Annotated in this window: 23 protein-coding genes and 5 tRNA genes; 7 read left to right on the forward strand and 21 right to left on the reverse strand. The window is 53.3% G+C overall.

Annotated features, from left to right (window positions below; translation table 11 throughout):
* The first annotated feature begins 45 nt into the window (after positions 1–45).
* Complete coding sequence (locus MOP87_RS14190) at positions 46–921, forward strand: hypothetical protein (RefSeq protein ID WP_242809688.1); 876 nt, start codon at positions 46–48, stop codon at positions 919–921.
* An 84-nt stretch (positions 922–1,005) separates the two neighbouring features.
* Here the strand turns inward: MOP87_RS14190 and MOP87_RS14195 are convergent, their stop codons facing one another.
* The 4 genes from MOP87_RS14195 to MOP87_RS14210 all read right to left on the reverse strand — a co-directional run bounded on the left by MOP87_RS14195 (position 1,006) and on the right by MOP87_RS14210 (position 5,352).
* The gene (locus MOP87_RS14195) at positions 1,006–3,498 is read right to left on the reverse strand and encodes an NERD domain-containing protein/DEAD/DEAH box helicase (protein ID WP_242809690.1); all 2,493 of its coding nucleotides are present in this window, start codon (positions 3,496–3,498) and stop codon (positions 1,006–1,008) included.
* Positions 3,499–3,854: 356 nt separating this feature from the next.
* Entirely contained in the window at positions 3,855–4,322 is a 468-nt protein-coding gene (locus MOP87_RS14200) for a hypothetical protein (RefSeq protein WP_242809692.1), read from the reverse strand.
* Between the two features lie 30 nt (positions 4,323–4,352).
* A complete protein-coding gene (locus MOP87_RS14205; protein WP_242809693.1) occupies positions 4,353–4,943 on the reverse strand; it encodes an MbcA/ParS/Xre antitoxin family protein in 591 nt (196 codons plus the stop codon).
* A complete protein-coding gene (locus tag MOP87_RS14210; RefSeq protein WP_242809695.1) occupies positions 4,936–5,352 on the reverse strand; it encodes a hypothetical protein in 417 nt (138 codons plus the stop codon). Before MOP87_RS14210 ends, MOP87_RS14205 begins: the two co-directional genes overlap by 8 nt.
* Before the next feature lie 93 nt (positions 5,353–5,445).
* Here MOP87_RS14210 and MOP87_RS14215 point away from each other — a divergent pair, with 93 nt between their 5' ends.
* A complete protein-coding gene (locus MOP87_RS14215; RefSeq protein WP_242809696.1) occupies positions 5,446–5,760 on the forward strand; it encodes a helix-turn-helix transcriptional regulator in 315 nt (104 codons plus the stop codon).
* 653 nt (positions 5,761–6,413) lie between these two features.
* Here MOP87_RS14215 and MOP87_RS14220 read toward each other — a convergent pair.
* From MOP87_RS14220 to MOP87_RS14235, 4 genes are all read right to left on the reverse strand, one after another.
* The gene (locus tag MOP87_RS14220; protein WP_242809698.1) at positions 6,414–7,130 is read right to left on the reverse strand and encodes a hypothetical protein; all 717 of its coding nucleotides are present in this window, start codon (positions 7,128–7,130) and stop codon (positions 6,414–6,416) included.
* A gap of 377 nt (positions 7,131–7,507) precedes the next feature.
* Positions 7,508–8,137 (reverse strand): HNH endonuclease signature motif containing protein, encoded by a 630-nt coding sequence (locus MOP87_RS14225; RefSeq protein ID WP_242809699.1) that lies wholly within the window; start codon positions 8,135–8,137, stop codon positions 7,508–7,510.
* A gap of 174 nt (positions 8,138–8,311) precedes the next feature.
* On the reverse strand, positions 8,312–9,736 hold the full coding sequence (locus MOP87_RS14230; protein ID WP_242809701.1) for a relaxase/mobilization nuclease domain-containing protein: 1,425 nt from the start codon (positions 9,734–9,736) through the stop codon (positions 8,312–8,314).
* Positions 9,737–9,750: 14 nt separating this feature from the next.
* Entirely contained in the window at positions 9,751–10,110 is a 360-nt protein-coding gene (locus MOP87_RS14235; RefSeq protein ID WP_242809703.1) for a hypothetical protein, read from the reverse strand.
* Positions 10,111–10,664: 554 nt separating this feature from the next.
* Between MOP87_RS14235 and MOP87_RS14240 the strand changes: the two genes are divergently transcribed.
* Genes MOP87_RS14240 through MOP87_RS14250 form a run of 3 tightly spaced genes read left to right on the forward strand, consistent with a single transcriptional unit; the run spans position 10,665 to position 12,614 of the window.
* Positions 10,665–11,600, forward strand: coding sequence for a hypothetical protein (locus MOP87_RS14240; protein WP_242809705.1), 936 nt, complete (start codon positions 10,665–10,667; stop codon positions 11,598–11,600).
* 60 nt (positions 11,601–11,660) lie between these two features.
* Positions 11,661–12,020 carry a histone-like nucleoid-structuring protein, MvaT/MvaU family gene (locus MOP87_RS14245; protein ID WP_242809707.1) on the forward strand — a complete coding sequence of 120 codons (360 nt, stop codon included), beginning with the start codon at positions 11,661–11,663 and terminating at the stop codon, positions 12,018–12,020.
* Between the two features lie 15 nt (positions 12,021–12,035).
* Complete coding sequence (locus MOP87_RS14250; RefSeq protein ID WP_242809708.1) at positions 12,036–12,614, forward strand: hypothetical protein; 579 nt, start codon at positions 12,036–12,038, stop codon at positions 12,612–12,614.
* 42 nt (positions 12,615–12,656) lie between these two features.
* Here the strand turns inward: MOP87_RS14250 and MOP87_RS14255 are convergent, their stop codons facing one another.
* From MOP87_RS14255 to phnN, 4 genes are all read right to left on the reverse strand, one after another.
* The gene (locus MOP87_RS14255; RefSeq protein WP_242809710.1) at positions 12,657–13,463 is read right to left on the reverse strand and encodes a DUF5677 domain-containing protein; all 807 of its coding nucleotides are present in this window, start codon (positions 13,461–13,463) and stop codon (positions 12,657–12,659) included.
* A 47-nt stretch (positions 13,464–13,510) separates the two neighbouring features.
* Entirely contained in the window at positions 13,511–14,737 is a 1,227-nt protein-coding gene (locus tag MOP87_RS14260) for a hypothetical protein (protein WP_242809712.1), read from the reverse strand.
* 13 nt (positions 14,738–14,750) lie between these two features.
* Positions 14,751–14,825, reverse strand: a tRNA-Arg gene (locus MOP87_RS14265).
* A 258-nt stretch (positions 14,826–15,083) separates the two neighbouring features.
* Positions 15,084–15,677 carry a phosphonate metabolism protein/1,5-bisphosphokinase (PRPP-forming) PhnN gene (gene phnN / locus MOP87_RS14270; protein WP_110607041.1) on the reverse strand — a complete coding sequence of 198 codons (594 nt, stop codon included), beginning with the start codon at positions 15,675–15,677 and terminating at the stop codon, positions 15,084–15,086.
* Between the two features lie 343 nt (positions 15,678–16,020).
* Here phnN and MOP87_RS14275 point away from each other — a divergent pair, with 343 nt between their 5' ends.
* On the forward strand, positions 16,021–16,347 hold the full coding sequence (locus MOP87_RS14275; protein WP_027915923.1) for an Arc family DNA-binding protein: 327 nt from the start codon (positions 16,021–16,023) through the stop codon (positions 16,345–16,347).
* A 130-nt stretch (positions 16,348–16,477) separates the two neighbouring features.
* Here MOP87_RS14275 and mgtE read toward each other — a convergent pair whose 3' ends face one another.
* The 8 genes from mgtE to alaS form a co-directional block, all read right to left on the reverse strand.
* Entirely contained in the window at positions 16,478–17,920 is a 1,443-nt protein-coding gene (mgtE, locus tag MOP87_RS14280; RefSeq protein ID WP_023533822.1) for a magnesium transporter, read from the reverse strand.
* A 401-nt stretch (positions 17,921–18,321) separates the two neighbouring features.
* A tRNA-Arg gene (locus MOP87_RS14285) sits at positions 18,322–18,398 on the reverse strand.
* Positions 18,399–18,467: 69 nt separating this feature from the next.
* Positions 18,468–18,544 (reverse strand) — tRNA-Arg (locus tag MOP87_RS14290).
* A 70-nt stretch (positions 18,545–18,614) separates the two neighbouring features.
* A tRNA-Arg gene (locus MOP87_RS14295) sits at positions 18,615–18,691 on the reverse strand.
* A gap of 106 nt (positions 18,692–18,797) precedes the next feature.
* Positions 18,798–18,888: transfer RNA gene (locus MOP87_RS14300), tRNA-Ser, on the reverse strand.
* A 72-nt stretch (positions 18,889–18,960) separates the two neighbouring features.
* Positions 18,961–19,149, reverse strand: a complete 189-nt coding sequence (csrA, locus tag MOP87_RS14305; protein ID WP_023533771.1) for a carbon storage regulator CsrA — start codon at positions 19,147–19,149, stop codon at positions 18,961–18,963.
* Positions 19,150–19,316: 167 nt separating this feature from the next.
* Positions 19,317–20,552 carry an aspartate kinase gene (locus MOP87_RS14310; RefSeq protein WP_023533761.1) on the reverse strand — a complete coding sequence of 412 codons (1,236 nt, stop codon included), beginning with the start codon at positions 20,550–20,552 and terminating at the stop codon, positions 19,317–19,319.
* A gap of 118 nt (positions 20,553–20,670) precedes the next feature.
* Positions 20,671–23,295, reverse strand: coding sequence for an alanine--tRNA ligase (gene alaS, locus MOP87_RS14315; RefSeq protein ID WP_028688023.1), 2,625 nt, complete (start codon positions 23,293–23,295; stop codon positions 20,671–20,673).
* Positions 23,296–23,690: 395 nt separating this feature from the next.
* Between alaS and MOP87_RS14320 the strand changes: the two genes are divergently transcribed.
* Positions 23,691–24,524 carry a hypothetical protein gene (locus tag MOP87_RS14320; protein ID WP_110607039.1) on the forward strand — a complete coding sequence of 278 codons (834 nt, stop codon included), beginning with the start codon at positions 23,691–23,693 and terminating at the stop codon, positions 24,522–24,524.
* Positions 24,525–24,527: 3 nt separating this feature from the next.
* Here the strand turns inward: MOP87_RS14320 and astE are convergent, their stop codons facing one another.
* On the reverse strand, positions 24,528–25,535 hold the full coding sequence (gene astE, locus MOP87_RS14325) for a succinylglutamate desuccinylase (RefSeq protein WP_027915919.1): 1,008 nt from the start codon (positions 25,533–25,535) through the stop codon (positions 24,528–24,530).
* Between the last annotated feature and the right edge of the window lie 11 nt (positions 25,536–25,546).

The raw sequence follows: 25,546 nt of genomic DNA on the forward strand, positions 1-25,546 counted from the left end.
CACTTCTAAGATCGCACACCTCATAATTTCTACTTAAGGTCAAGCATGATTGTTTACAACAAACTACTTTTGGTAGAAGGGTATAATCGCTTCTATGAAGAAAAACTAGGAATTGAGTTTGGCTTAGATCTCGACGAGATCCAAGGTTCAGTCAAAGGAATGGCTCCAATAGTGTACTCCACTATACTTAGCAAGAAAATATCGCCTCGCCCTCGACTAATCGAATATGGGAAAGACTTTATCGTTCCTAAGGAGCACGAGCCCAATTGGAATTTGATTCGCGAAAAAATACACCGCGGCGAAGACCTTTCACCCTACCTTAGCAAAGACCACATCATTTGGCAAAAAGTCGATTTCCTCCTATCTTGTAGCAACATTTTTCATATGCATCTGACTTCGAGACGGGGTGTTGGTACCAACAAAGAGCTAGTCTTCGGAGTTTTCACAGATGAAAAATTTTATGCCATTAATTTTGGAGATCATCACACTATTTACCAAATAAAAGAGCTTTACATGAAAGCTGAAGCCAGTTGGCCTGGACAGCTATTTAGGAAAGCGGAAGTAGAGAGCAATGAAAGCTACTTCGACAAACGCATGGTTAATGATCCCGAACATCATATGAACATACTTCAACCTGCTGGTACAATGGCAGGCCATCAACGCTCCCACCTCATAACTCTGCTTGATGGGGATGCCGAAATCAGAAACGTCTCCCTAGAATTGTGGATTGCTTTCGATAACGAAGTTCGCCACCTGGTTGAGTTGGAGAATAAACTTTCCAACAAACATGGCTACCTAGCGGATCAAAGACTAAAAATTGATTTCGCAAGACGTCGTTACATAGTTACGTCCGGTTCAAAAAGGTATCTTTTCGACTTCCCCAAAAACATAACCATTTCAAAGATCGTTGCACAGTTTTGATGATATTTACCGCCCCCTCTACTGGAAAGGCTGAGAGGCGTCCGCTTGAGCATGAGAATTACGGAGCCCCTCCTACGATCTATATCAGTCGACGTTATACCGTTTGGGAATTGGAGCTTCGGAGTCTTCCACTGGCCGATAAGTCTTTTTTGCTATCCACTCCACGTAACCCTTTTGCTTGAATGTGGCAAAGGCGCTCGCGACAATCGAACGCCATTCAGCGACGGTGATCTGTTCCAGTTCTTTGTAGCGGTAGTAAATTTCGTCGGCGATCGCATCGACTAACATGATCGAGCCTGTGAGACATGCAGCAATCCTAGACTGAGTGAAAACGAAGGCGGTTACATAAAAATTTCGTCCCGAAGGCAACTGGACCATAAGGACTTTGCTGCGGACCTTGTTCTTCTCTGCGCGCATCAACGCCGCCACTGCTGCCACTTCTATCGGGAGATGGGGACGTAGCTCAAGAGTCTGATCCTTTGGCAACCGCGAGGTGATCACCGCATCATACAATGCGATTCGGTCCATGACTTCTTGGTCAGGCGGAAGAAGACGGCTTTCCGTCGTGTAACAGAGTGCACACCCAATTTTTGTGGTGTCACTGTGCGGTGTTAGGCAACCGCATGCCTTGCACTCGTCAACAGTCAACGTGTAGTGATTGCAGAATTCAACTCCATCATCCAGTTCGGGCACAATCATATAAAATTTTGTAAGCGTTTCTCCATACCATATGAACATAGGGTGAGTGATAGTTCGAGATAGATAATTCACCCATAGTAGAAGCTGTGTTTCATGGGCCTGAAACTCAACTAATAACGCTCCCCAGTCCTTAGCCCACATAACATCCAAGCTCTTCATCCCCAGCGACTGAACAGAAGTCGAGCGAGCAACCAAATTCTTTATTCGCAGGGGAACCTGAGCTTTTGCAAGAATTTCCGCACTCACAGGATTGGCCTGCAACCGAGCCTGGAAATCCAAATTACCTCGCCACTGTCGATTATGGGCATTGTAAATAGCCACAAACTTGGTCGTAGCACGAGAGTAAGCACTGAAAAGCTCTGCCGTGTCCAAGGCTTCGGCACCGAAGACTATGACAACTGGTGCTTCCAAACCTCGAAACCTAGCGATATTTTCAGTCGCAATTTTCTCACTTTTGAGAAAATCGTAGTACTGCCTACTTATTATCGCACCCGTTAATATAACTATATCACCTGAAGCAACACCACTCTCAACTAGCTCAGACTTGATACGCTTCAGCTCTTCACCAGGCGACAGAGTGATGACTTCGAGTGCTGTGTCGGGTTCGGAGTTACGCGGTGACGATAATTGAATCCTGGGAGGAATAACCTCATAAAGAATTTCTGTAACTGCCTTAGGCATTCGGAGAATGATGGTTAGCGCAAACGCTTCAACACTGAGAATTTTGCTCAATCCATTCAAAGTCACACCATTCCGCTCGAACTTGAAAACCTGGGTTTCATCGCAGAAAAACGTTTTAGGCTTACCGTCAAACCAGCATATTAGAGTCTCACACCAAGCTTCCGCCAATGCTTGCGACTCATCCACAATCAGAGCATCGTATACACCTAAAAGTCCTTTGTTTATTGCAAGCTTAAGGTCTTCGACACAATTTGACTTATACCATTCCTCCCCCGTAGAAGGGTGGCACAGGGTATTCGCTGCCTGGCGGCAGATGCCGTGCCAAGTCATCACTGTACACAGCCTATAATCCGTAAGCTGGGTGCGAATATGCTCGGTCAGCCTTGCGTTGAAGGAAAGTACAAGAACTCTCCGACCCTCCGTAGAAAGCTTTCGAGCGGCCTCAATAGCTATAAGAGTTTTCCCAGTACCGGGCCACCCTGTGATGAGTGAGTTCTGACTATTTAAAATAGACTTTACTACCAAGCTTTGCTCGCTAGTCAACTGGAGCCAAACTTTGTTGTCGTACTGAATGCGGCTAGACCACTTAGGTTGTCCGTCAACCGTTGGTGAGAGATAGTCGATTAGATCTTGAGCCCTGGATAGGCCCAAATCAGGTTGGCTATGCGTACCTTTCCAGTACCTCATAAGCTCGACGACTTTCTGCGCTACATCTGGATACGCCTCGTAATCGATGTAAAGGGGTTGTGGCGGACTTGCGCTAGTATCGAACATCCCCGGCAGATGAGTCCGTTGGAAGTCCGAGTTAGGAAAAACAAATCCATATCCAACTCTAAATCGGAAGGACGGCGTGGCACCAAGCCACGAAGCAAATCCGTGCACATTTCGCTTAGTCTGCTCAAGGGGGTCAATTTGATAGCCATCGCGAACATGAACGAAGTACGAATTCTCAAACTTATACCTACCACTTTTGACCTCCAAAGCTAGAATACCATCCTCAGGATGGATGATGAGGAAGTCTATTTCTCCTGTAGGCCGAGATCCTTTATCTAGCTTGCTCACAGCAGAGCAAAGCCAGGGTAAGCTGTGGATTACAGTGTAGTCGTTAGATAACTGAGATTTGAAGATTGAATAGAGGTCCCGCTCACCAAAGCTGTCAGTGTTGCGTGGGCCATGCTCCGGAATCATCCTTGCCATCTAAAACGCTCGCCTCCACTTAATCTCAGACACTGGACACTGTAATGATAGCATTCTGAGATTGGAGCGCGCTCGCTCCAGAGGAAACGCCAGTGGTACCGCAGTTTACCGGACCACAGAGGGCTTACCAGCAATACCTCGCCCACGGTGCGCCTTACACCTGCACAAGCCTAAGTCGAAGCGGCGTCGAGAGCCTAGGCCAGCCGCCCCCAAAAAAAAGTTTCTATAATCCACCTATCAAGCCACGGCCAGACCTTTCCACCGTTCATGCTACAGGTTATCGCTGATCAAGAGATACCCCTAGAGGGCCGGTAGGTCCCACCGTTCCTTCGAAAACACTGTATCAGACAGAGAGGCTAAAACTCGTCACTGTAAAAGCCCCACGGCGACATCAGCTCATGCAATGCAGAAGATATTCTCGATTCAGCAAGTAGCTCCGAACGTTTGTAGCTCAAAGCTACTGCCACCCCTCTAGCAAACGCACTAAGCTTAAGTGGATCAACAGACCAGACCTGTATCTTCATCACAGAGGCATCACGAAAGTCACATTGTTCGACGTACTCCACACTTGCTTCGATCTGCCTCCAATCATAAATCGATATGGCGTAAGTTTTGTGCACTCCATCCGCCAGCATAGTGCAAGTATCTAAAAAGGAATCCCCAGCGAGGGCCAACCCTGGATGATTAAACGCCTTCACTCCAAACGACATCAATCGCGGCGAGGAAACAACATCTCGCACAGCAGTTAAATCAACCGCACCTTTCGCAAACTTCGACTCTAAAATACGCCTAAGCAAAGCCTCCAATTCCGGCTCATCAACCATGACCAACCTGAAACCCGCTAAACTTCTCACTTACACAAGCACTCCGTGCTCCATTTTTTTCAATAGGTCGTATACCGCTTGGCATCCTTGAACAGTAGTCAGCGCTTCAACAGGGCTAACTCGACCCAGCCCTAAACATTCCTGATTCAGCCAGGATGCATACTTGTCGTTGAAGAGCCGCAGCATCAATGAAACCGTCTTAGCAAAATTTACGGCGTAAGCCTCATTATAACTACACACAACTGCACCAGAGTCATTTGGTAGTCTATGATTTAGGCAGCGGACTTGAAGCCAACCATTGAGTTCAAAGTGCTTACCAGGTTCACCGCAGATCTCGCAAGTGCAACTGGATACCATTTCAGCCACATCCAGGATTCGATCGACGACAATATCACCTCCCCGAACGTACGTACGAAGCAGACCGAACTTTTCCTTGACCTGCTCAACACGTACCTCCAACGCAGACTCATCACTGTATTTCTCGATCAAACATAGCATTCCACCAATGAGAGAGAGCCAACCATCAAGGCATTCGAAGCCAAACAAGACATCCGGCTCGGCGAAACCAGAAAGCAACGCCCGATGGCGGTCCCAGAGAATCATTTCATTTTTACTATCCAACGCTCACCCCCTCGCTAGACCACATCACTTTTGACGGCTGACCTGCAAGCTCGAAGGGATAGCAGTTGCCATCATCAAGCTCATAGCAAAAACGCCGCCCAACGATGCGAACTCTTCTCAGCGGCTGCATCTTCCAGCCTCCGCTTTCGTTCAGCCACGGAGGAGATACCAACTGTACCTCTATGACCTTCTCCCCTTCGCCGCCTCTCGAAGCTAGCCCCAGCAGGTACTGCGGGCCTGGAATCAGCAGTTGCTGCCTGTGCGCGGTTTCATCTTGAACGGCTTCGTACGTGACGAAAAACCACTCTTGATTTGATGCAAGGGCGACGTACGCCCACCTATGCGCCCCAGGCTGAGGAGGGAAAAAAAGGCTGTCTTCCAAGCGACCCATGTCGTTGGTTTCGAACATATTATCTACCTCAGTCGGTCACTCTGCGTACTATAGTACGCTGAAACTCAAGGCGCAATGTGGCTATATGCTCTCTTTTTCCGGAGAGCGCTCGTGAGCGATCTGAAAGAAGCTTTCGCGTTAGCGCTGAGAGAGCTGCGGATGCGCGCCGATCTGGCGCAGAACGACTTTCCTCCTGAGGTCAGCCGGGAGTATGTAAGCCTGCTTGAGCGGGGTCTGCGCTCCCCCACTCTTGAGACCATCGACTCACTTGCGAAGGTGATGAGCATCGCGCCCCTCACACTCGTGATCCAGTGCTACCTCCGGCGCGAGCCAAGTCGAAGCCTCGACGAACTGTTGGGCGAAGTGAAGATGCAGCTACAGCGAGACCTGATTGAGCAGTCTGAGAAGGTGACCAAAGCCGAATGAGACATTTCGTCGACCAGCCCACGGCCTACGGCCAGTGCAGGCGTCGTGTCTGAGGAATGTCGCCCTGTTCGGACTGACTTCACCCTCCCCTCATCTCTGAAAGCCAGGCGTAACACGTTGCGTACTACAGCTCGATATAGACAGAACCAATTGGTACGGTCAGGCGTATTCAGCCACTTTACAGTGCCAGCTTACATTTTCACTCCAGCCACCACCAAGCCTTAATTCGACTTTAGCTACTTACATTTAATATCTATCATCGGACAAAGATTTCCGTACTGAAACCTCTGTACATTTAAAAAAACTATTGACTAATATTTTTCTGGAGTCAACAACAGAATAATAAACACAATTGGGAACCGCTAATAAACCTTATTGAAGCAAGATACAAACTCACCCTTAACACGCTTAAGCTGCTTAACCACTACTTAAACTTTACCGTCAGAGTGATACTAGAAAACGCATGTGAAAAAGCAGGACACCCAATAAGCATCGGCTTTGCCTTGGACGTAATTGAAGCGATACCAGACGCAGGCGTACTCGCTGTAGAGGCATACGTGACAAAAGCTCTAACCGAGGAGCAAGAAAGCCCTAAATTTAGGCCATTTTCGAGAATAAAATTCTTACATACTGGTGGATGACCTTGCTCCCGATCATACCTCCTGAACATGCTTCTTGATCTCATTGAAGATATCTGCACCCTCTTTTGCAGCATTGCGGCCAGCTATGGGGCCGGTCACCTTCTTATGACCGATACCTCTGCTGTCAAGGGCACAGCCTAATGCGGTCCATGCAGCACGCATATCGAGCGTATCTGCAAGCGGAAAAATTTCTGTGCCCTTTCGATTCGTAATGTGCAGATATCGCATTATGTCCTGGGTGATCTCTCTGATACGCGAGCATATCGCTTCTTTGGTAACCACATCATCGAGCAAAACCAAGCTGGTATCCTGTTGCTCCGTCGCACCCTCCCCGCCGACCAAAACGGCTTTCATTACACCTGGCTCCAACGCGACTACGCTGCTGATCAAGCCACTGAACTCACCGACCTTGAAGGCCGGATTTCCCATGCTGCTCCTCGTCTTCAGCAACGGAACGCCACCTAGCTTGCCATCGACTGCACTGTCGATGAACGCATCCTCAATACGTTGCTTCTGAGTCTCCCTCCACGCTTCGAACTCTGCGACCTTATCGTCCGAGATTTCAGGGTGGCGAATGGGATCATCCAGTCCAAATGAGGCCACCTGCACAGTAGTATTTTTACGGACACCTTTGAGAGGATGTCCGCTAGAGTCAAAGGCTTCCACTGACATAGAAACAGACTTTAGCACAACAACTTTATCGCAATACTGACTCATACGAATATACATCTATCACCACCACTATTTTTAATTGTTATTTATTAAAATAATAACACAATTATATTTAAAAAACACATAACACCTCAACAAGTAAACAATTTATTATCACGCAGCAGGCAATTTTAACCCCAAGCAAAATAGATAAGGTAGCGCATGCCATTAACTATCTTTGCGCAAAGCGAAGCGTACACTTATAATAAATAAAGAAGAGAGGCCGCACGACCAAAAAATCATGATTCTGACTGCCGAAAAAAGTTCGGCGGCCGTGCTCTCCCTTCTACTTAATTTGAGCACTTAAATCTCGACTATGGAGGCAATCCATTGCTGGAGCATATTTGAGCGCTAAGCCCCAAGCCGATTAAGAAATCGCAGATGGGATTTATTTTTCAAAAGCGAGCAGACGCATACTGAGCAATCGATTGCATAATTCGAAGAATCTTAAAGACTAATGAATCGACTCTCTCGTCCTGCCTTTCAACCTGATTCCAATATTCCTGTGTATCTAATGCAGCGTCTGGTACAAATCGGAAATCATCAGCCAAAACCCGATAATTCGAATCATCAATTATATTCACAAGCTGCTCGATCAAATCCATTACTTCATCTTGATTTGAACGTAGATCTGGATCATGAGACCTTAGCCTTTGCTCATAATCAGCTTCAGCCTCAATAATACCTTTAAGCTTAAAGTAGATTTCCATTGGAAAATCAAAACCAGCCCCAGTAAGAATTTGCCTATATCCCTCACAGTCCTGGTATCTGAAAGCATCAAGTACAATTTCTTTAAAATTGTATGCTCTATCGCTCTCAGTCGAGCGGACAAATGCAATTGAGGTCAGATCACGCTTAAGCTCAAGTTTGTGGCGCTGAAGAACTGAGCGCTTCATCTTTTTATCATGTGCCATTCGATGATGGACTAGACAAAGTACAATTAGATTTTCTGGGCGATTGTCTTCACGATTGAAATTAATATGATGAATATCGTAGTAGGTAAAATTCTCAGTGCAACGACGCACACTGCATCTGCTGCCAGATTCGACCAAAAGGTCTTCCCTGATCCGCTCGGGTACGTGTGGTCTCGATGCGTTGTAGATAGGCCCGCTAGACATTTATCGATCCTGAATAACTGAACAGTAAGGCCTCATAATACATTTTTGACATCAGATCGCCAGCCTCAACCTCAACCCGATTCACCTAACTGGGTCACCGCAGCGGTGCTCAAAGGCAAGCTCACAGATGGCAGGCTCAGCAGCACAGCACGCTGCTAAACGCTGTAGCTGAGCCAAGCTCTGTTCGTGGATCGACTGCTCCGCATCCTGTACTAGGACGTTATCCTCAACTCCGACACTCAGTTTCAAGGCAGGCCTGGTGATATCAGAAGTATCAGCATCGTAATCAACGTCTACCTCAAAAAGACTAAAGAGATTTTTGAGCATGGTTTCAACCATTTTCATTGTTTGGCCAAGCAGATCTTCAAGCCTTTTGCGCTCTTTCTCCAGTTCAACCTCAGCTTTCTTAAGCTTCCTGAAAGAGTAATTTATTCCAACATTAAAGCCAAGATATGTGGAAATACGATCATCTGCGCTATAAAAATTCATGCGGATTGAGCGCTTACGCACATATTCTTTCAGCTCTTTTGTTTGCTTGGGAAGCTTTACGTACACGCGAAATAACGCACCATCGTTGTTCAGAGATTGTGTTGCTGGCTGGGCGATACCAATACCTACGCCAAGCTTTGCGTTGTCGCGGAAAGGCGAGTAGCTTACGCCGTTTCGCTGTAATGCGATCCAGGTGAGCTTTGTTGCCATTACTGTAGACCCAGAAATCCATCGACCATCCAGTCTATCCAGTCGGTAGCTAATACCCTGTACTACACCATTTTTTTCAGAAACGCGGATTTGGACGCCTCGCTCTGCTAGGCGATCAACAAGCTGTGACATAGTACGAGGTCTGTTCGAAGCTTTGAATACATCTTTCGAGATCCCACGGATGATATGAGCATGATCTTTAGCTGGATCTGAATGGCCAGGTAGTTCTTTGCTCCAGCCGTCAGTTTTTGGTGTAGAGAGTTCGTATTTGTGCTCAATTTCACGAGCAGCACCCATTCCTTTATGTCTGTCATTGCTGTCAGAAACGAGCTGGAAATTCGCTCCCAGGACAGCACGCTGACTGCCGGGGTCGCGATCCACGAGACGCACACGAGAAGCGACGATGTGAACGTGCTCTTTATCAGTGTCTCTATGCACCACAGCTACATATTTAGTAGAGCTGTCGTAGCCTAGCCCTCGCATGAAGTCGTTGACGGCCACCAGCCACTCCGCGCTGGTCAGCTTCTCGCCAGGGGCGAGGGAAAGGATGTAGTGGGCACACAGCTTGTCGCTGTCACCCTTGTACATCGCTGTATGGCTTTCAAACTCTTCAATGATTTGCTCGGGGTCTACAAAGACCTTGCGCTCACCTGCTTCAACGAACTCGTAGTACGGGTTCGCTGAGACAAGATTCCCACCGATAAATTCGACATGCTTGATTTTCTCGCGATCACATTGACGAGCTGCAAATTCGTAAATTATTCGCTCACGGAACGACTTTGAGAACACTTTAATTTTGATAATCACAAATCACCTTTTTATTATTGTTTTTGTATTAGGTTGTTCAAATTTCTAATTTTCTCTTGCACTGAACCAGAGATGAGGAATGCGGCTTCAGGCATACCAGGACGGCTTGAAATTTCATGCAGGGAATTTATGTCTGACATGATTGCACCAAGATGTGATGCCAGGATTGATGATCTTGAGTCTAAGCCGATGCTTTTCTGCTTTATAAGGGCAAATGCAGCGACACGAAGGAACTGTGAAAAGTATGCGAATCCATATGCTTTTCCAGCAGCTCTAAGCTCATCCGCCTCGTCTGGGGTCATATATACCTCTGACACTACAGTCCTCGGGTTTTCTTTTCTTGGGCGACCGCCCTTGCTCTTTATCATTTCCATAACTCACCTTTCTTATTATTTTTATTTGGCGTTTTTGACAACTCGCGCAGAACCCGAAGGGTTTGAGCACATGCCGTTTGAACACTGCATCAAACCGAGGAACGAGGTTTGGTGCGGGGGTCAAACATAGCTTGCATTACACGTCAATAAAAATATTATACCGCTAAAATAATCTAATTCTTGACGTTATAATAAATTTATTTGATTATTTTATTGACATCTATCATTCGACTCCTACCTTTGCTGGGTAGCCACTCATAGTGCCACTTCAACGGTCAGATGTTCGGTTTTTGACCAGCTAACGCTGAACGTGGCCAGCGGGTGTGGAGTGCTTGATTTCTCCGCATGCATTCACAGCTCCCGACACGCAGTACGTCCCCAACGAATCAGCGTCGGCATGCACCAAAGTGAGGTAGAGCGATGAATACACATGCAGCAATCAGCCACACGTCACGTACACAGCCGCAAACGCACAACACATTGCTAAAGATGTGGCGTGGATTCACAGGCCAGAAGCCGGCTCTCCTGGATGGACAGCAGGCAGGAGAAAAGCAGTGAGACCAAAAAAAGACGCGATCCAGAAGCTGATCGACAGAGCAGGAACGCTCTATTGGAAATGGCAGGAGTTGCTGGAAAAGGACGAAGACGACCAAGAAGCTGAGCGACAAGGCAACAAGAAGATGGGCCGCCCGCCTGTCTCGCTGCCAGTGTTGCGTCAGCGTGCTAAAGACGCGTACGAATTTCAGATCGCGGAGCTGCGTGACGCGGAGCTTGCTGAAGGCCGTGAGCCTACTCCCGAAGACGAGATTATCGCTAAAGGCGAAAAGCTTCGCCAAAAGGGACCAGGCCGCCCCGCTATTAGCGAAATCGGACGCAAATTCCGGCACCTACGCCGCAAGCTCAAGACGCTTGAGGATGCTATGACTGCAATCGACCACGCGGCCAATCCGGTTTATGACGGCATAGGTAGACCAGCCATGTCGTCTCGGGAACGTATTGCCTATTACGAGCGCGAGATCCACGAGGTGAAACGCGCTATCGAACAAGCCATGTCCGAAATGCCGGCAATCGAGCGCATCAAAATCATGCTCGATAACGCTCGCATCGACCGGCGTGACACAGGGATGCGATTGAAGAAAGCAGAGCGCGGCGAATCTGAAGAGAACGTGATAGCCCTCAGCAGCCTTCACGATCAACTGGGCGCAGAGATCCTGACCCTGGAGAAGCAACTCGATGACGAACGCCAGTCAGCTACAGGATCGGTACACATCGGTGCCCCCGGAACCGCGGTCGGTGTCCTCCGTCCACTAGGCAAAGAATTCAGCCCTGGTATTCGGTCTGTCATCGCGCAGCTAGAGTCACAGCTGATTGTTCCCTCGCTGCCTACCGAGCTAAGCCCGGAAACGCTTGAGAAGTACAAGCAAGACGTAGCACTAGCGAAAGAATTCAACGAAGCAATCGTTGCCCAGATCAGGGCTCTGCAAGCCTGACTCTAACCAGCATCACCACTTACACTCTCAGCCTTACAAACACATTGAGGAAGCCGCTACATGTCTAAGCTCGCAGAATTCAAAGCACTTGAAGCCCAACTCGCAGAGCAGCTGAAACAGCTCGACGCGCTGAAAAACGATGACGGCCTGAAGCGCGAGATCGAGTTTGAAAGCAAGCTGCGTAACCTGCTGGCCGAATACGGCTTCTCGCTGCGTGAAGTCAAGCTGATCCTTGATCCGCATGCTAAAGCTGAGCGTGCTGCACCTGTAGCTCAGAAACAGCGTAAGGAGCGCCAGGTGAAGCAGTACAAGAACCCGCACAGCGGCGAGATCATCGAAACAAAAGGCGGCAATCACAAGCTGCTGAAGGAATGGAAGGCGCAGTACGGTGCTGACACAGTTGAGGCCTGGCTCCAGTAACGAGGTTTGATTGAAATGGAATTCTTGGGACTGAGCAAGGACCACTGGGAGATCATCAACGGGTTCGCGAACTGGCTTGCGGCCTTGGGAACGATCTCAGCAGTCTGTCTCTCATTAAAGCTTGCGAGCGATGCAAATCGAGTAAAAGCGAAATGCTCAGCTGGATCGCGCATAGTCGTTAGCACAGGCCGTGACAGGCTGCATGAAGAGGTCGTACAGCTCAAAGTCGTGAATTTCGGTGACAGGCCATTCACTGTCACCAGTCTCGGCTGGACGGTCGGTTTCCGGACAAAAACGCATTTCGCACAGATGTTCAGTAACCAGGACAGCGATCCGCTCCCGCTTCAACTGCATCATGGCGGCCAGGGGCATTGGTACGTACCAGCAGAGCTTGACGAAGGTTGGTATGAGCGATTTGGTACTTTGCTGCTTCGTGAAGGCGAACCCTGGCTGAGATCACTGCGTTTCGTAGTCACTACGTCAACGGAGAAAACATTCTCCTGCAAGCCGGATGCAAAGCTTGTCGGTAAGCTCGCCCAGGCTATCACAAAGCTCAAGCGGGAAGCGCGAGAGCAGGTCAACCCAGCAGCCTAAGACCGCCCCAGGCGAGCTTGAATGCCGGCAGAGCGTCGCTCACTACTCATCGTGATCGGCGCTTTTTTCTCGCTCAAAAACGAAGTTCATGTCTTCCGCCTTGAAGTGCCACAAGTCAGCTATGGGCTTAGCAGGCGAAGCTACCAGTAGATCGGCAGCTTGTGAGAAGGTAGAGGCATACAGATGGATGAAATGCGCAAGAATATGGATGCTGATCTGAATGCCGGCTGAGGCGAGCCTGGACTGATCAGCGATGCTTTGTGCCTGCCCGATCTGCATAGCGCTGATGTAGTTGCTGTGTGAGTACCCACATAAGTGGCTGTAGACGTTATCGAAGTACAGCTTGTGAAACCCGGCACGTACAGCCTCGCTGCCCCACGACCATCCTACCCTCCAATTACCTTTTTTAAGCTCTTTGATCTCTTTAGGAGAATATTCCGAGAGCAGAGGTGAGCCCTCAATGAACTGGAGTAATTCAGCTTGCTGAAGCTTTGCATCAGCCTGTTTGGTACGCCCTTCCTCTGTTGAGGTGTTCAGATTCACGCGATCTGCAAGACCCGCGTATTGCCACAGGGCATGTCTAAACTGAGAACGATCAGTAGGGCAACCGAAAATCCAATGCAGAGCCAAGAACGTCTCGACTGATGCACGGGCGAGAATCGACACTGAACCCTGGTCTATGAACTCAATGCTTTTGCCTGTGGTGCTCTTGAATACACAGCCATCGGCAAGGCTTTTCGTAGAGCAGAGCTGCTTGAAAAGCTTGATCGAAAGAGTTTGAATGTCGTTGAGCCACCCCATCCCCTGAGCGATAGAGCTGCCGGCGCGAGCATCGATCATCGCCGACATAAGCTCAATCAGGGCACTGAAGTCACTGTCCAAATCCCTAAAATTTGTCATTCTTTAACACTCAGGAACCTTGAAAGCCTTTGCCTGATTGAGCGACTGGTGAGCGGCGCGTCGAATCGAAAGTCCACCACCTCAATGCCGTTCTGAGCGCAGAGGCTTCGCTTCAAGGCGTCTCGCTCGATCACCTTCTTGTGCGCCTCTTCACCCCCGAAAACGGCAAGGGGTCGATAGTGCTGCTCTCCCTGATGCTCGATTGCAAGCTTTAGCTCAGGAAGGTAGATGTCCAGGCGCATCCTGCCCAGCCATTTTGGGGATGCTTCACGAAGCACCTGGTGATCAGGGAAAAGTTCTCTTACTAGCCCGTACAGAGTCGACTCACGCCGCCATTTGCTCAAGCCCAACACATGCATCACTTCTGCTCGCGCAGTTCTCTGATCAACGCGCAGATCGAACATTACCTGATCCAGGTAGCTTTCATACCTCGTCTCGATGCTGGACCCGTACCGATCATCTCCAGGATTTTGCTTAGCGATGCACAGGTGACAGAGACACGCTTTGTAGGCGCAGGTGGGCAGATACTGACGAAGCTCTGACATGTGGTATCCGTCAGCCTCATGGACTGCCAAAACGCTCTCATGGAAGGCTTTGGCGCAATCACATACGAAACGCTCAGCAGTCAGCATGTGATCAAACGATACGATTCTTAGGCCCCAAGAGCTGGACAAGGGGTCAAGGTTGGAAATGAGCGGCTGAGATGGCGGAGATTGCTCAACGCGGGTCAAGACTGCGTGAATCACATCTGAGCCAAGCTTGATGTGATTGATGCGGACGACATGATTCGACTGCCGCTTCAGATCTTTCCGCTTCAGCTGATGGACTCTGGACACACCTCCACCGTACACAATGGGGAGCAAATCGAGAGACTCAGCCGCAACCTTGACCTCATCGAAAGCGTCAGCAAGGGTGGTGGACAAAGTGATTTCTGGATACCAAGTCTCGTATCCACTACCAAGCAACGCGGGCAGCGAAGCGTACCGCTGCTTGAAGTACATCGAGTGGAACTTGACCTTCGGTGGCTTCACGAGGACGTGCGCAAATGCTGCTTTGAATTGCTCGTGCAGGTGAGCTTCAAGGGCTCGCTCGATAGCTAGGACAGGAGTCATCCCTGGAGCAGCCAGGTCTTGTGCGATTGAGTCTACGAGGCTCATTCCATTGAGCGACACAATCACCATGGTGGTAAGGCCGTTTTGAGCAACCAAAGAAGTAGTAACCAAAGTAGTTACTAGATGGCGTCCCCGGCGGGAGTCGAACCCACATCAAGGCCTTAGGAGGGCCCCGTTCTATCCATTAAACTACAGGGACGGATAGCTTGAAACCCTTAATCTACGGGGCTTTCAAGGAAAAAGCAAATAGTGGAAACATCCCACTACTCCCCGCAACCCATGCACCCTTGACTAGTGACATCCAGCCCTTAGGAGGGGGATGCTCTATCCAATTGAGCTACTGAGACACAACAACTGGCAGCAGGCGCTGCTCAGCGGGACGGCGTGCATGTTAACCAGCGTGTCGCCGTTTGTCATGTGTTGGAGTGCCATTTGAGCGTAATCCTTTTCCGCAGCCCTAGTGAGCCTGGATAACGCCCTCTTCTCGCAACACGCCCAGCAAGGCCTCCACTGCCGTGGACAGCGTAGTCGAGTTGTCCACCGTTCGTACGCCATCGTCGGCCGCATCACTCAAGCTGACATGCCGAGCCAGGCGCTGGTCGATCTCGGCTTGAGTCTCCCGGCCGCGGGCCTGCAGGCGTTGACGCAGGATATCGAGACTGACGTCCACACGGATGGCCAGCAAGTCAGGGTAGCGGATACGCGCCTGAGCCAGGTGGCCGCGCGAGCCGTTTACCAGCACCGACCTGCCCTGCGCTAGCCACTCGTCTATCTGCCGGGGGATACCGTACTGCAACCCATTGGCCTGCCAATGCATGGCGAATGCGCCTTGCAGCTTCATCCGTTCGAACTGCTCGGCATCGACGCCTACTGCGGCCTCCCCTTTGGCCTCAGGCGAGCGTGTGATGACTCGACGGGCGATTTCGACACGCGCTGCCGCCAGCTGAGGTCGGGCAGCGTCGATCAATGAGTCTTTGCCCGCGCCAGACGGTCCGATCAACAGAATCAGCTTGCCTCTAGGCGGCGAAACGCAGCTTGCATCATGGTGCATTGCCACTATGCTCTCAGGTTAAGAACCTGTGCGTTTGACGCTACTTTCGGCGCAGGTTTCAGGTTTTTTGCAGGATTCGCGGGGATACGTCTGACGTGAGGCCGCTATTGGACATGGGAAAATTTTAACCAGTGCTCATTTCTGATAATTGGTACTGGCATAAAGCCTTTATGAAGATCACTATTTGTCACAGAATTGACGCCAAGGAAACGGCAGCATTGAGGCAAGATGAGCGTCCATCTGCACAACCGGTTGAACATTTTGGCGATAAGGCGGTCGTATTTCCACCCCGCGCGGCCAATTTGAGAACCGCTTCCCCTGAACCAAAATCTGGTCAATTTATATGCGCCCAATGAAACAGGCTATTTATTCGAGCCGCACTGCTGACAAGTTCGTCGTTCGCCTGCCAGACGGGATGCGTGAGCGCATCGCCGAGGTAGCACGCAACCACCACCGCAGCATGAACTCGGAGATCATTGCACGCCTGGAGCAGAGCCTTATCCAGGAAGGTGCCCTGGGTGAGGAATTGAGCATGCGCCTGGACAGCCCTGAACTGTCGTTGCACGAACGCGAACTGCTGCAACGCTTCCGCCAGCTCTCCCATCGCCAGCAGAATGCGCTGGTTGCCCTGATTGCCCATGACGTGGAAATGGCCGCCGACGCTTCCTGACGCAAACCTTTGCTGTCACCCACAAAAAAGCCAGCTGATGCTGGCTTTTTTGTTTTAAGGGGTAGCCGCCTACCTGCCATCTATCACCCAGGCAGGCCAGGCGTTACGCAAGGCGTAACGCCCCGAGCCGTTAGAGCAGGAACACCGTGGCGAGCCCCAGGAAGATAAAGAAGCCGCCGCTGTCGGTGACTGCGGTGATCATCACGCTCGACCCCATTGCCGGGTCGCGCCCCAGCCGCGTCAAGGTCATCGGTATCAACACGCCCATCAGAGCCGCGAGCAGCAGGTTCAAGGTCATCGCGGCTGTCATTACCAGGCCCAGCGACCAGCTGCCATAGAGCCAGAAGGCCACGGCACCGATGACGCCACCCCATATCAATCCGTTGATCAAGGACACCGCCAGCTCTTTGCGCATCAGGCGCGAGGTATTACCGGGAGATACCTGGTCAAGGGCCATGGCGCGCACAATCATGGTGATGGTCTGGTTGCCGGAGTTGCCACCGATGCCCGCCACGATCGGCATCAGCGCAGCCAGGGCAACCAGCTTCTCGATGGACCCTTCGAACAAGCCGATCACCCGGGATGCGACGAAAGCGGTGATCAGGTTCACGGCCAGCCACGCCCAACGGTTGCGCAGCGAACGCCAAACCGACGCGAAGATGTCCTCTTCTTCGCGCAGACCGGCCATGTTCAGCACTTCGCTCTCACTCTCTTCGCGAATCAGGTCGACCATTTCGTCGATGGTCAAACGACCGATGAGCCGATCGCTCTTGTCCACGACCGGTGCCGATACGAGGTCATAGCGCTCGAAGGCCTGGGCTGCGTCGTAGGCGTCTTCATCGGGGTGGAAGGACACAGGATCGGTGGCCATCACGTCGGCTACTTGCTTGTCCGGGTCGTTGACCAGCAGGCGCTTGATCGGCAACACACCCTTGAGAATGCCATCGTGATCGACCACGAACAGCTTGTCGGTGTGGTTGGGCAATTCCTTGAGACGGCGCAGGTAACGCAATACCACTTCCAAGCTGACGTCTTCACGGATGGTCACCATCTCGAAGTCCATCAGCGCGCCGACTTGTTCCTCGTCATAGCTCAGCGCAGAGCGTACGCGCTCGCGTTGCTGGGCATCGAGGGTTTCCATCAGCTCGTGGACCACATCCCGTGGCAACTCAGGTGCCAGGTCCGCCAGCTCGTCGGCGTCCATTTCCTTGGCGGCAGCCAGCAGCTCGTGATCGTCCATGTCGGCGATCAACGACTGGCGCACGGCGTCTGACACTTCAAGCAGAATGTCGCCGTCACGATCCGAGCGCACCAGCTGCCAGACCGTCAGGCGGTCTTCGAGGGGCAAGGCTTCGAGGATGTAGGCGATATCGGCGGGGTGCAGGTCATCGAGCTTGCGCTGCAACTCGACGAGATTCTGCCGGTGGACGAGGTTTTCTACCAGGTCGTTGTGCGCACCCTCCTGGCGGTGGGTGACATCTTCGACCAGGCGCTGGCGCTGAAGCAGGTCAACGACCTGGGACAGGCGGTCCTGAAGGCTTTCTTGCGCTTTCTTTACTTCTACTTCAGTCATAGGCGAACTCCACTCCCAGCCGCGGAGCACGCCGGGGGAATCAATCGATTAGATCTATCTGTACGAAACGGTTTGGGGAGTAACTACTGGGTAAGTCCATGGTGGTAATCCACAAGCCCCGGCGGGGCTGACGGGCGCAATCATACACTGCTCAAGCTGACAGATCGCTTAAATTTTTGGCTATAACAATCGTTTGCGCGTCATTGCTCTGACAACGCATGAAACCATCGGTGCAATGGCATTGCGCGAGCTGGGTGTACGCGCTGCCAAGGGCTTGGCATGCAGGCACGGAGCGCCTTAGCCGTATGTAAAACATAGGGCGTAGGGCGTATAAGCGATTGGGAGTACAAACCCTGGAAAAACAAAAAGCCCGCTCAATGAGCGGGCTTCCTGTTTGGGTATGGCGGACTCAGCAGGATTCGAACCTGCGACCGCTCGGTTCGTAGCCGAGTACTCTATCCAGCTGAGCTATGAGTCCGTTTGGTAGTTTTAGACCAGATTACCACTGGTTTTTGAAGCAGCCTTGATAACAAAACCACTTCGAAAGTGGCGGACTCAGCAGGATTCGAACCTGCGACCGCTCGGTTCGTAGCCGAGTACTCTATCCAGCTGAGCTATGAGTCCGTTTGGTAGTTTTAGACCAGGTTACCACTGGTTTCTTGAAACAGCCTTGATAACAAAGCCACTTCAAAAGTGGCGGACTCAGCAGGATTCGAACCTGCGACCGCTCGGTTCGTAGCCGAGTACTCTATCCAGCTGAGCTATGAGTCCGTGTCTTGCCGCGCATTATAGGTTGCTGAAACATTTTTGCAAGAACTTTTTCGTTTAAAATCAACTACTTAGCGTTCTTACAACTTACAGCAACCTAAGCGAATAATGGCGGTGAAGGGGGGATTCGAACCCCCGATACCCTTATGAGGTATACTCCCTTAGCAGGGGAGCGCCTTCGGCCACTCGGCCACCTCACCGCAACACGAGGCGAATATTAAACAGGTTCTTCCTCGTCTGCAACCCTTTTTTTGAAAAAAACTTCAAAAGAATTAAAGGCTTGGCTCCTCGTCCTTCTCGTTCTTGATCCGCAGGTAGATTTCCTCGCGGTGAACAGCCACTTCTTTTGGCGCGCTGACGCCGATACGTACCTGGTTTCCTTTGACGCCGAGCACCGTCACGGTGATCTCGCCATCGCCAATGATCAGGCTCTCCGCACAGCGACGAGTCAGAATCAACATAGCTTTCTCCTTACGCAAAACATTCAGGGGTAACAGTCTTTTGGGGTTTCAGCCCAGTCGTGGACGCCGACACGGGCTGTAATGCTTAATACACAGGCCTGGACGGAGCCTGCGCAACGAGCAGAAACGCGAAGGGCGCGGCAAGCCGCGCCCTCCCAGGCAGGGCCTTACTCGCTCTGTCGAGCCGGGGCGTCGAGCTCGAAGGCGGTGTGCAGGGCGCGCACCGCCAGTTCCAGGTACTTCTCCTCGATCACGACCGATACCTTGATCTCGGAGGTGGAGATCATCTGGATGTTGATGCTCTCTTTGGCCAGCGCTTCGAACATGCGGCTTGCAACGCCGGCGTGCGAACGCATGCCCACACCGACGATGGAAACCTTGGCGATCTTGGTATCACCGATCACTTCGCGGGCACCGATCTCGCGCGCGGTGTTCTGCAGCACGCTCTGGGCCTTCTCGTATTCGTTGTGCTGTACGGTGAAGGTGAAATCGGTGGTGTTATCGTGCGCCACGTTCTGCACGATCATGTCCACTTCGATGTTCGATGCACTGATCGGGCCGAGAATCTTGAACGCCACGCCCGGATTGTCCGGTACGCCGCGGATGGTCAGCTTGGCTTCATCACGGTTGAAGGCGATACCGGAAATGATCGGCTGTTCCATGGATTCCTCTTCATCGATGGTAATGAGGGTACCCGGACCCTCCTTGAAGCTGTGCAGCACGCGCAGCGGGACGTTGTACTTGCCGGCGAATTCCACCGAGCGGATCTGCAGCACCTTGGAACCGAGGCTGGCCATTTCCAGCATCTCTTCGAAGGTGATCTTCTCCAGGCGTCGTGCCAGCGGCACGACGCGAGGGTCAGTGGTATAGACGCCATCGACATCGGTGTAGATCTGGCATTCCTGCGCCTTGAGCGCAGCGGCCAGGGCAACACCCGTAGTGTCGGAGCCACCTCGGCCAAGGGTGGTGATATTGCCGTGCTCATCCACACCCTGAAAGCCCGCCACCACTACCACGCGCCCGGCCTTGAGGTCAGCGCGGATTTTCTGGTCATCAATTTGCAGGATGCGCGCCTTGTTGTGCGCACTGTCGGTCAGGATGCGCACCTGGTTGCCGGTGTACGACACGGCAGGTACACCGCGCTTGGTCAATGCCATGGCCAACAGCGCGATGGTGACCTGCTCGCCCGTGGACACGATCACATCCAGTTCGCGCGGAACCGGATGCTCGCTGATCTGCTTGGCCAGGTCGATCAGTCTATTGGTTTCGCCGCTCATGGCAGACAGCACGACCACCAGGTCGTCGCCTGCCTCACGGTGCTTCTTGACCTTGTCGGCTACCTGCTCGATCCGCTCGATGGAACCGACAGAGGTGCCGCCAAATTTCTGTACGATCAACGCCATTTCAATGGTGCCTCAGCCCATACAGGGCCCCAAAAAACAATCCAACCTGAAGGGCAGGAAAACTCACCCCAGCAGGGCCATGAACGCCAATCGCGCTCAAGCCACCCTGCCCTTCATCTCAAAGTCCCTGCTCTGCGAACGGCACGGCAAGCGCCAGGGCCTGATCCAGGGCCGCGACGTCGACGCCGCCCCCCTGCGCCATGTCCGGACGCCCGCCGCCCTTGCCACCCACTGCCGCAGCGGCTTGCTTCATCAGATCGCCAGCCTTGAGTTGGCTGGAGAGGTCTTTGGTCACGCCGGCCACCAGCACGACCTTGCCCTCATGCTCGCTGCCCAGCAGGATCACTGCATGGCCGAGCTTGTTCTTAAGCTGATCGACCAGGGCGAGCAAGGCCTTGCCATCCTGCCCGTCTACACGGGCGGCAAGCACCTTGGCACCCTTGACCGCCACAGCCGCGTTGGAGAGATCATCCCCGGCGGCACTGGCGGCCTTGGCCTGCAGCTGCTCGAGCTGCTTCTCCAGCTGGCGGTTGCGCTCGAGCACAGCCGACAGCTTGTCGATCAGGTTGTCGCGATTACCTTTGACCAGTTGCGCAGCTTCCTTGACCTGCTCCTCGGCAGCGTTCAAATATGCCAGCGCAGCGGCACCGGTCACGGCCTCGATACGACGCACGCCCGACGCCACGCCGCCTTCGCTGATGATCTTGAAGACGCTGATGTCGCCTGTGCGCTTGGCATGAATGCCCCCGCACAGCTCCACCGAAAAGTCGCCACCCATGGTCAGCACGCGCACCGTATCGCCGTATTTCTCGCCGAACAGGGCCATGGCACCCTTGGCTTTGGCCGTCTCGATGTCGGTCAACTCGGTTTGCACAGGCGTGTTGCGGCGCACTTCGCGGTTGACGATGTCTTCCAGCGCCTTCAGTTGCTCAGGCTTCACCGCTTCGAAGTGGCTGAAGTCGAAGCGCAGGCGTTGGCTGTCCACCAGCGAGCCTTTCTGCTGCACATGCTCGCCCAGCACCTGGCGCAAGGCTTCATGCAGCAGGTGGGTCGCCGAGTGATTCAGGGCGGTGGCGTGCTGCACGTCGGCATCGACCTTGGTCTGTACCGGAGAGCCTACGACCAGCGCACCGGTGGCGACCACACCGTGATGCAGGAAGGCGCCACCGGTCTTGGTGGTGTCCCGCACGTCAAAGCGCGCCGAACCTGCCTGGATGTAACCGGAGTCGCCCACCTGGCCACCGGACTCGGCGTAGAACGGGGTGCGATCGAGCACGATCACACCTTCCTGGCCCTCGCCCAGTTGGTCCACAGGCTGGCCATCGTGGTACAGCGCGATGATCCTGGCCGAGGCTTCGGTGGCCTCATAACCCAGGAACTCGGTCGCACTGTCGACCTTGACCAGGCTGTTGTAGTCCATGCCGAACGCGCTGGCAGAGCGTGCACGTTCGCGCTGGGCTTCCATTTCACGCTCGAAACCGGCCTCGTCGATGGTGAGCTCGCGCTCACGGGCGATGTCGGCAGTGAGGTCCATGGGGAAGCCGTAGGTGTCATAGAGCTTGAACACCACATCGCCCGGCACCACGCTGCCCTGCAACTGGGCCAGGTCCTGCTCGAGGATCCGCAGACCCTGCTCAAGTGTCTTGGCGAACTGTTCTTCTTCGGCCTTGAGCACACGTTCGATGTGCGCCTGCTGGCTACCCAGCTCAGGGAACGCTTCACCCATCTCGGCGACCAGCGCGGCGACGATCTGGTAGAAGAAGCTGCCCTTGGCGCCCAGCTTGTTGCCGTGACGGCAAGCACGACGAATGATGCGGCGCAGCACATAGCCACGGCCTTCGTTCGAAGGCAACACGCCGTCGGCAATCAGGAAGCCGCAGGAGCGGATGTGGTCGGCCACCACTTTCAGCGAGGCCTGCCCCTCGTTGGTACAACCGATGGCCGTGGCCGCCGCTGACAGCAGGTTCTGGAACAGGTCGATCTCGTAGTTCGAATGCACGTGCTGCAGCACGGCGCTGATGCGCTCCAGGCCCATGCCGGTATCGACCGACGGCGCCGGCAGCGGGTGCAGCACGCCGTCGGCGGTACGGTTGAACTGCATGAACACGTTGTTCCAGATCTCGATGTAACGGTCGCCGTCTTCTTCGGGCGACCCGGGCGGGCCACCCCAGATGTCTGCGCCGTGGTCATAGAAGATCTCGGTGCACGGCCCGCATGGGCCTGTGTCGCCCATGGTCCAGAAGTTGTCCGACGCGTAGGGTGCGCCCTTGTTGTCGCCGATGCGGACCATGCGCTCAGCCGGCACGCCCACTTCCTTGGTCCAGATATCGTAGGCTTCGTCGTCGGTGGCATAGACCGTGACCCAGAGCTTGTCCTTGGGCAGGTTCAGCCACTTCTCCGACGTCAGAAAGGTCCAGGCGAAGGTGATGGCGTCGCGCTTGAAATAATCACCGAAGCTGAAGTTGCCCAGCATTTCGAAGAAGGTATGGTGACGTGCGGTGTAACCGACGTTTTCCAGGTCATTGTGCTTGCCACCGGCGCGCACGCACTTCTGGCTGCTGACAGCACGGGTATAGGCGCGCTTCTCCGCTCCGAGGAAACAGTCCTTGAACTGGTTCATGCCGGCATTGGTGAACAACAGGGTCGGGTCGTTGTTCGGAATCAGCGAACTGGACGCGACTCGGGTATGCCCCTGTTCTTCGAAGAAGCGAAGGAAGGCTTCACGGATTTCTGCGCTTTTCATAGGATCTTCCACGGAAACGGCGGCCCATCAGGGCAAAGCGTCGACGAAACGACGGCAAAGGGCCGCATTATATCGGGCCTGCAGGCTTGGTGCAGTGAGTTTGTGCTATTGAAATGGCCGAATCGGCTATTGGCAGCGTCAAACGCATCAATCATTCATCACGCCTGATGCTAAATCCCCGGCTTCCCAACTGGCAACTCCTGAAACCGTTGCCTGCAACCGGTATCCCCGACAGGCGGCCTGAGCCCCGGGAATCAGCGTCCTGGCAGAATTAGCCACGCACCCCTGCGTATCACCGGCTCATTGAATACAGCGTCGGCCAAGCCTAAATAACTACCGCACCCAGCAAGCCCGGCAGCCTTAGCGTGAATGCTCTTGAACAGGAGATCATGCCCATGACTGCAGTAACCCAAACCGTCAATATCGACGGCGGCGACAATAGTGAGCGCTTGAGCTTCGGGGAACTGGACGAAGCGTTAGCCTACGACACCACAGACGGCGAAGAACGTCTGGGGTCTCGCGTCTATTTTGATTACGAGCTGTACAAACTCTATTCGGCTGGCCAGCTCAACATCCAACGAAGGGTGATCGAGGCATTCGACGACAACGTGAAGGTAGGCACCGTCGATGAAATCCAGGTCTGGCTCGATACGGTGAATGTTAGCCTGAACCAGGAATGCGGCCTGGATCTGGAAATAGACGGCGCGCCGCTGAGACTGAACAGGTCCACACCCGATCAGCGTGTGCATCTGCTGTTCAGTGGCCAGGAGATTCCAGCGGGGCTGGCCGATAATGCCGACGGCACACTGCGCGTGGATGCCAATGCCAGCGCTGATGCGCGGTTCGAAACCACTGCCATCGACCACCTGTTCATCTACGGCACACCGCAATTCCAGAACCGGGTGTATGAGCAGCTCGCACTGCTGTCGGGTTACCCAGAGTTGAAGAGGGCATTGGATGCTGCCCGCCAGGGCTATGCCGATGTGCCCGACATCGTGCTCATGCAATGCCATGCAGGCCCGGCGCAGCAGGGACCAGGCTTCGACCTGAGCCGCGTCATCCCAGCCAGATACGCCCATTTGCTACCCGGTGCCTACACCGCTGTACTGTACGACCCTTACCAAGCCAAGGGCCTGGACGGCCTGACTGCACTTGCCAGGCTGCTGCAGGACGCATACGAAGCCTTGACCCCAAGCGTACTGGTACCGGCTCTGGATATCGACATCTAGGGCTCAGGCCAGGTTTTCACCGTCATCAGGTACCACGATGATGCCCGCCCTGAGGCCATTGCGAACCTTGGGGTTGGGGAAGATGATCCGTGCGCCCTCCTCTTCGATCACCCAGCGCACGCCGGCAAGGTCATCGGCCAGCAGGTAGCCCTTGTTCAGCGGGGAGAAATTCTGGATGTCTGCTGGCAGGTGCAAGCGGAAACCATCGCTGTGCTTGATGACCTCACGCGCCACGCTGAACAACTGCAACCCCTCAAGCGACACGTCGTCATCGGGCTCGGTGGCTTGAAGGATGCGCACTAGCCGGGCTTCGAGCTTGTCGAGATTCACCGCGTCGTTCTGGCCAAAGGGGCGGGCCTTGCCCAGCTCAAGGGTAAAGGCCTCGGCGTCGAGCTGCTCGTAGGTAAACGCACTGAACGTGATTGAAGGCTTGCACTGCAGCAGTACCGCCTCCATGCCCGCTGCTGCCAGGCGGGCCAGTTCGCGCCGGGAATGCGCACGTCCTTGCTTGAAGGGATACAGCGCGAACTGCTCGATCCTGGAGCCTCGAATGGCCGTGTGCAGGTCGTAGTGCAGGCGACTACGCCCAGGCTTGCTGAAGAAGACCCGTGCGAACTGTTCGAGCTCCGCAGCGCGCAACGCCTCCGGCCCGCTGGACTGCTCGTGGCGGCCATTGAACAGGCGGTTGATGTCCTGTTCGATGAACCGCTCACCCTTGATGATGGCCGCCGGGTTGCCGAACAGGAACAGCACGCGCGCCCTGGGCACGATATCCCCGCGCGCAACGCCATGCAGCAAACGTTCGAGCAACTCGATCGGGGCCGTCTCGTTGCCGTGGATACCTGCAGACAGCAACAGGTCCAGGCCGCAGTCGTCAGCGGCGCTGGGGCTCACTTCCAGGGCACCCTGCCCCAGCCAGCGAAGGCGCACGCCCCTGGACGTCACTTGGGTCTTCTCGGCCGGTTCATGGCCGGTGAGGGTCAGCTCAAGCAGTTTGCCAAGGGCGAGCATGGCGGGCGTCC

The sequence above is a fragment of the Pseudomonas sp. I3-I5 genome (genome assembly GCF_022699445.1).
Lineage (GTDB): Bacteria > Pseudomonadota > Gammaproteobacteria > Pseudomonadales > Pseudomonadaceae > Aquipseudomonas > Aquipseudomonas fulva.

Excerpts from the sequence above, each read along its gene's own strand:
- MOP87_RS14190 (WP_242809688.1), top strand. The coding sequence starts at position 46 with ATGATTGTTTACAACAAACTACTTTTGGTAGAAGGGTATAATCGCTTC.
- MOP87_RS14195 (WP_242809690.1), bottom strand. The coding sequence starts at position 3,498 with ATGGCAAGGATGATTCCGGAGCATGGCCCACGCAACACTGACAGCTTT.
- MOP87_RS14200 (WP_242809692.1), bottom strand. The coding sequence starts at position 4,322 with ATGGTTGATGAGCCGGAATTGGAGGCTTTGCTTAGGCGTATTTTAGAG.
- MOP87_RS14210 (WP_242809695.1), bottom strand. The coding sequence starts at position 5,352 with ATGTTCGAAACCAACGACATGGGTCGCTTGGAAGACAGCCTTTTTTTC.
- MOP87_RS14220 (WP_242809698.1), bottom strand. The coding sequence starts at position 7,130 with ATGTATATTCGTATGAGTCAGTATTGCGATAAAGTTGTTGTGCTAAAG.
- MOP87_RS14235 (WP_242809703.1), bottom strand. The coding sequence starts at position 10,110 with ATGGAAATGATAAAGAGCAAGGGCGGTCGCCCAAGAAAAGAAAACCCG.
- MOP87_RS14245 (WP_242809707.1), top strand. The coding sequence starts at position 11,661 with ATGTCTAAGCTCGCAGAATTCAAAGCACTTGAAGCCCAACTCGCAGAG.
- MOP87_RS14250 (WP_242809708.1), top strand. The coding sequence starts at position 12,036 with ATGGAATTCTTGGGACTGAGCAAGGACCACTGGGAGATCATCAACGGG.
- MOP87_RS14255 (WP_242809710.1), bottom strand. The coding sequence starts at position 13,463 with ATGTCGGCGATGATCGATGCTCGCGCCGGCAGCTCTATCGCTCAGGGG.
- phnN (WP_110607041.1), bottom strand. The coding sequence starts at position 15,677 with ATGCACCATGATGCAAGCTGCGTTTCGCCGCCTAGAGGCAAGCTGATT.
- MOP87_RS14275 (WP_027915923.1), top strand. The coding sequence starts at position 16,021 with ATGCGCCCAATGAAACAGGCTATTTATTCGAGCCGCACTGCTGACAAG.
- mgtE (WP_023533822.1), bottom strand. The coding sequence starts at position 17,920 with ATGACTGAAGTAGAAGTAAAGAAAGCGCAAGAAAGCCTTCAGGACCGC.
- csrA (WP_023533771.1), bottom strand. The coding sequence starts at position 19,149 with ATGTTGATTCTGACTCGTCGCTGTGCGGAGAGCCTGATCATTGGCGAT.
- MOP87_RS14310 (WP_023533761.1), bottom strand. The coding sequence starts at position 20,552 with ATGGCGTTGATCGTACAGAAATTTGGCGGCACCTCTGTCGGTTCCATC.
- alaS (WP_028688023.1), bottom strand. The coding sequence starts at position 23,295 with ATGAAAAGCGCAGAAATCCGTGAAGCCTTCCTTCGCTTCTTCGAAGAA.
- MOP87_RS14320 (WP_110607039.1), top strand. The coding sequence starts at position 23,691 with ATGACTGCAGTAACCCAAACCGTCAATATCGACGGCGGCGACAATAGT.
- astE (WP_027915919.1), bottom strand. The coding sequence starts at position 25,535 with ATGCTCGCCCTTGGCAAACTGCTTGAGCTGACCCTCACCGGCCATGAA.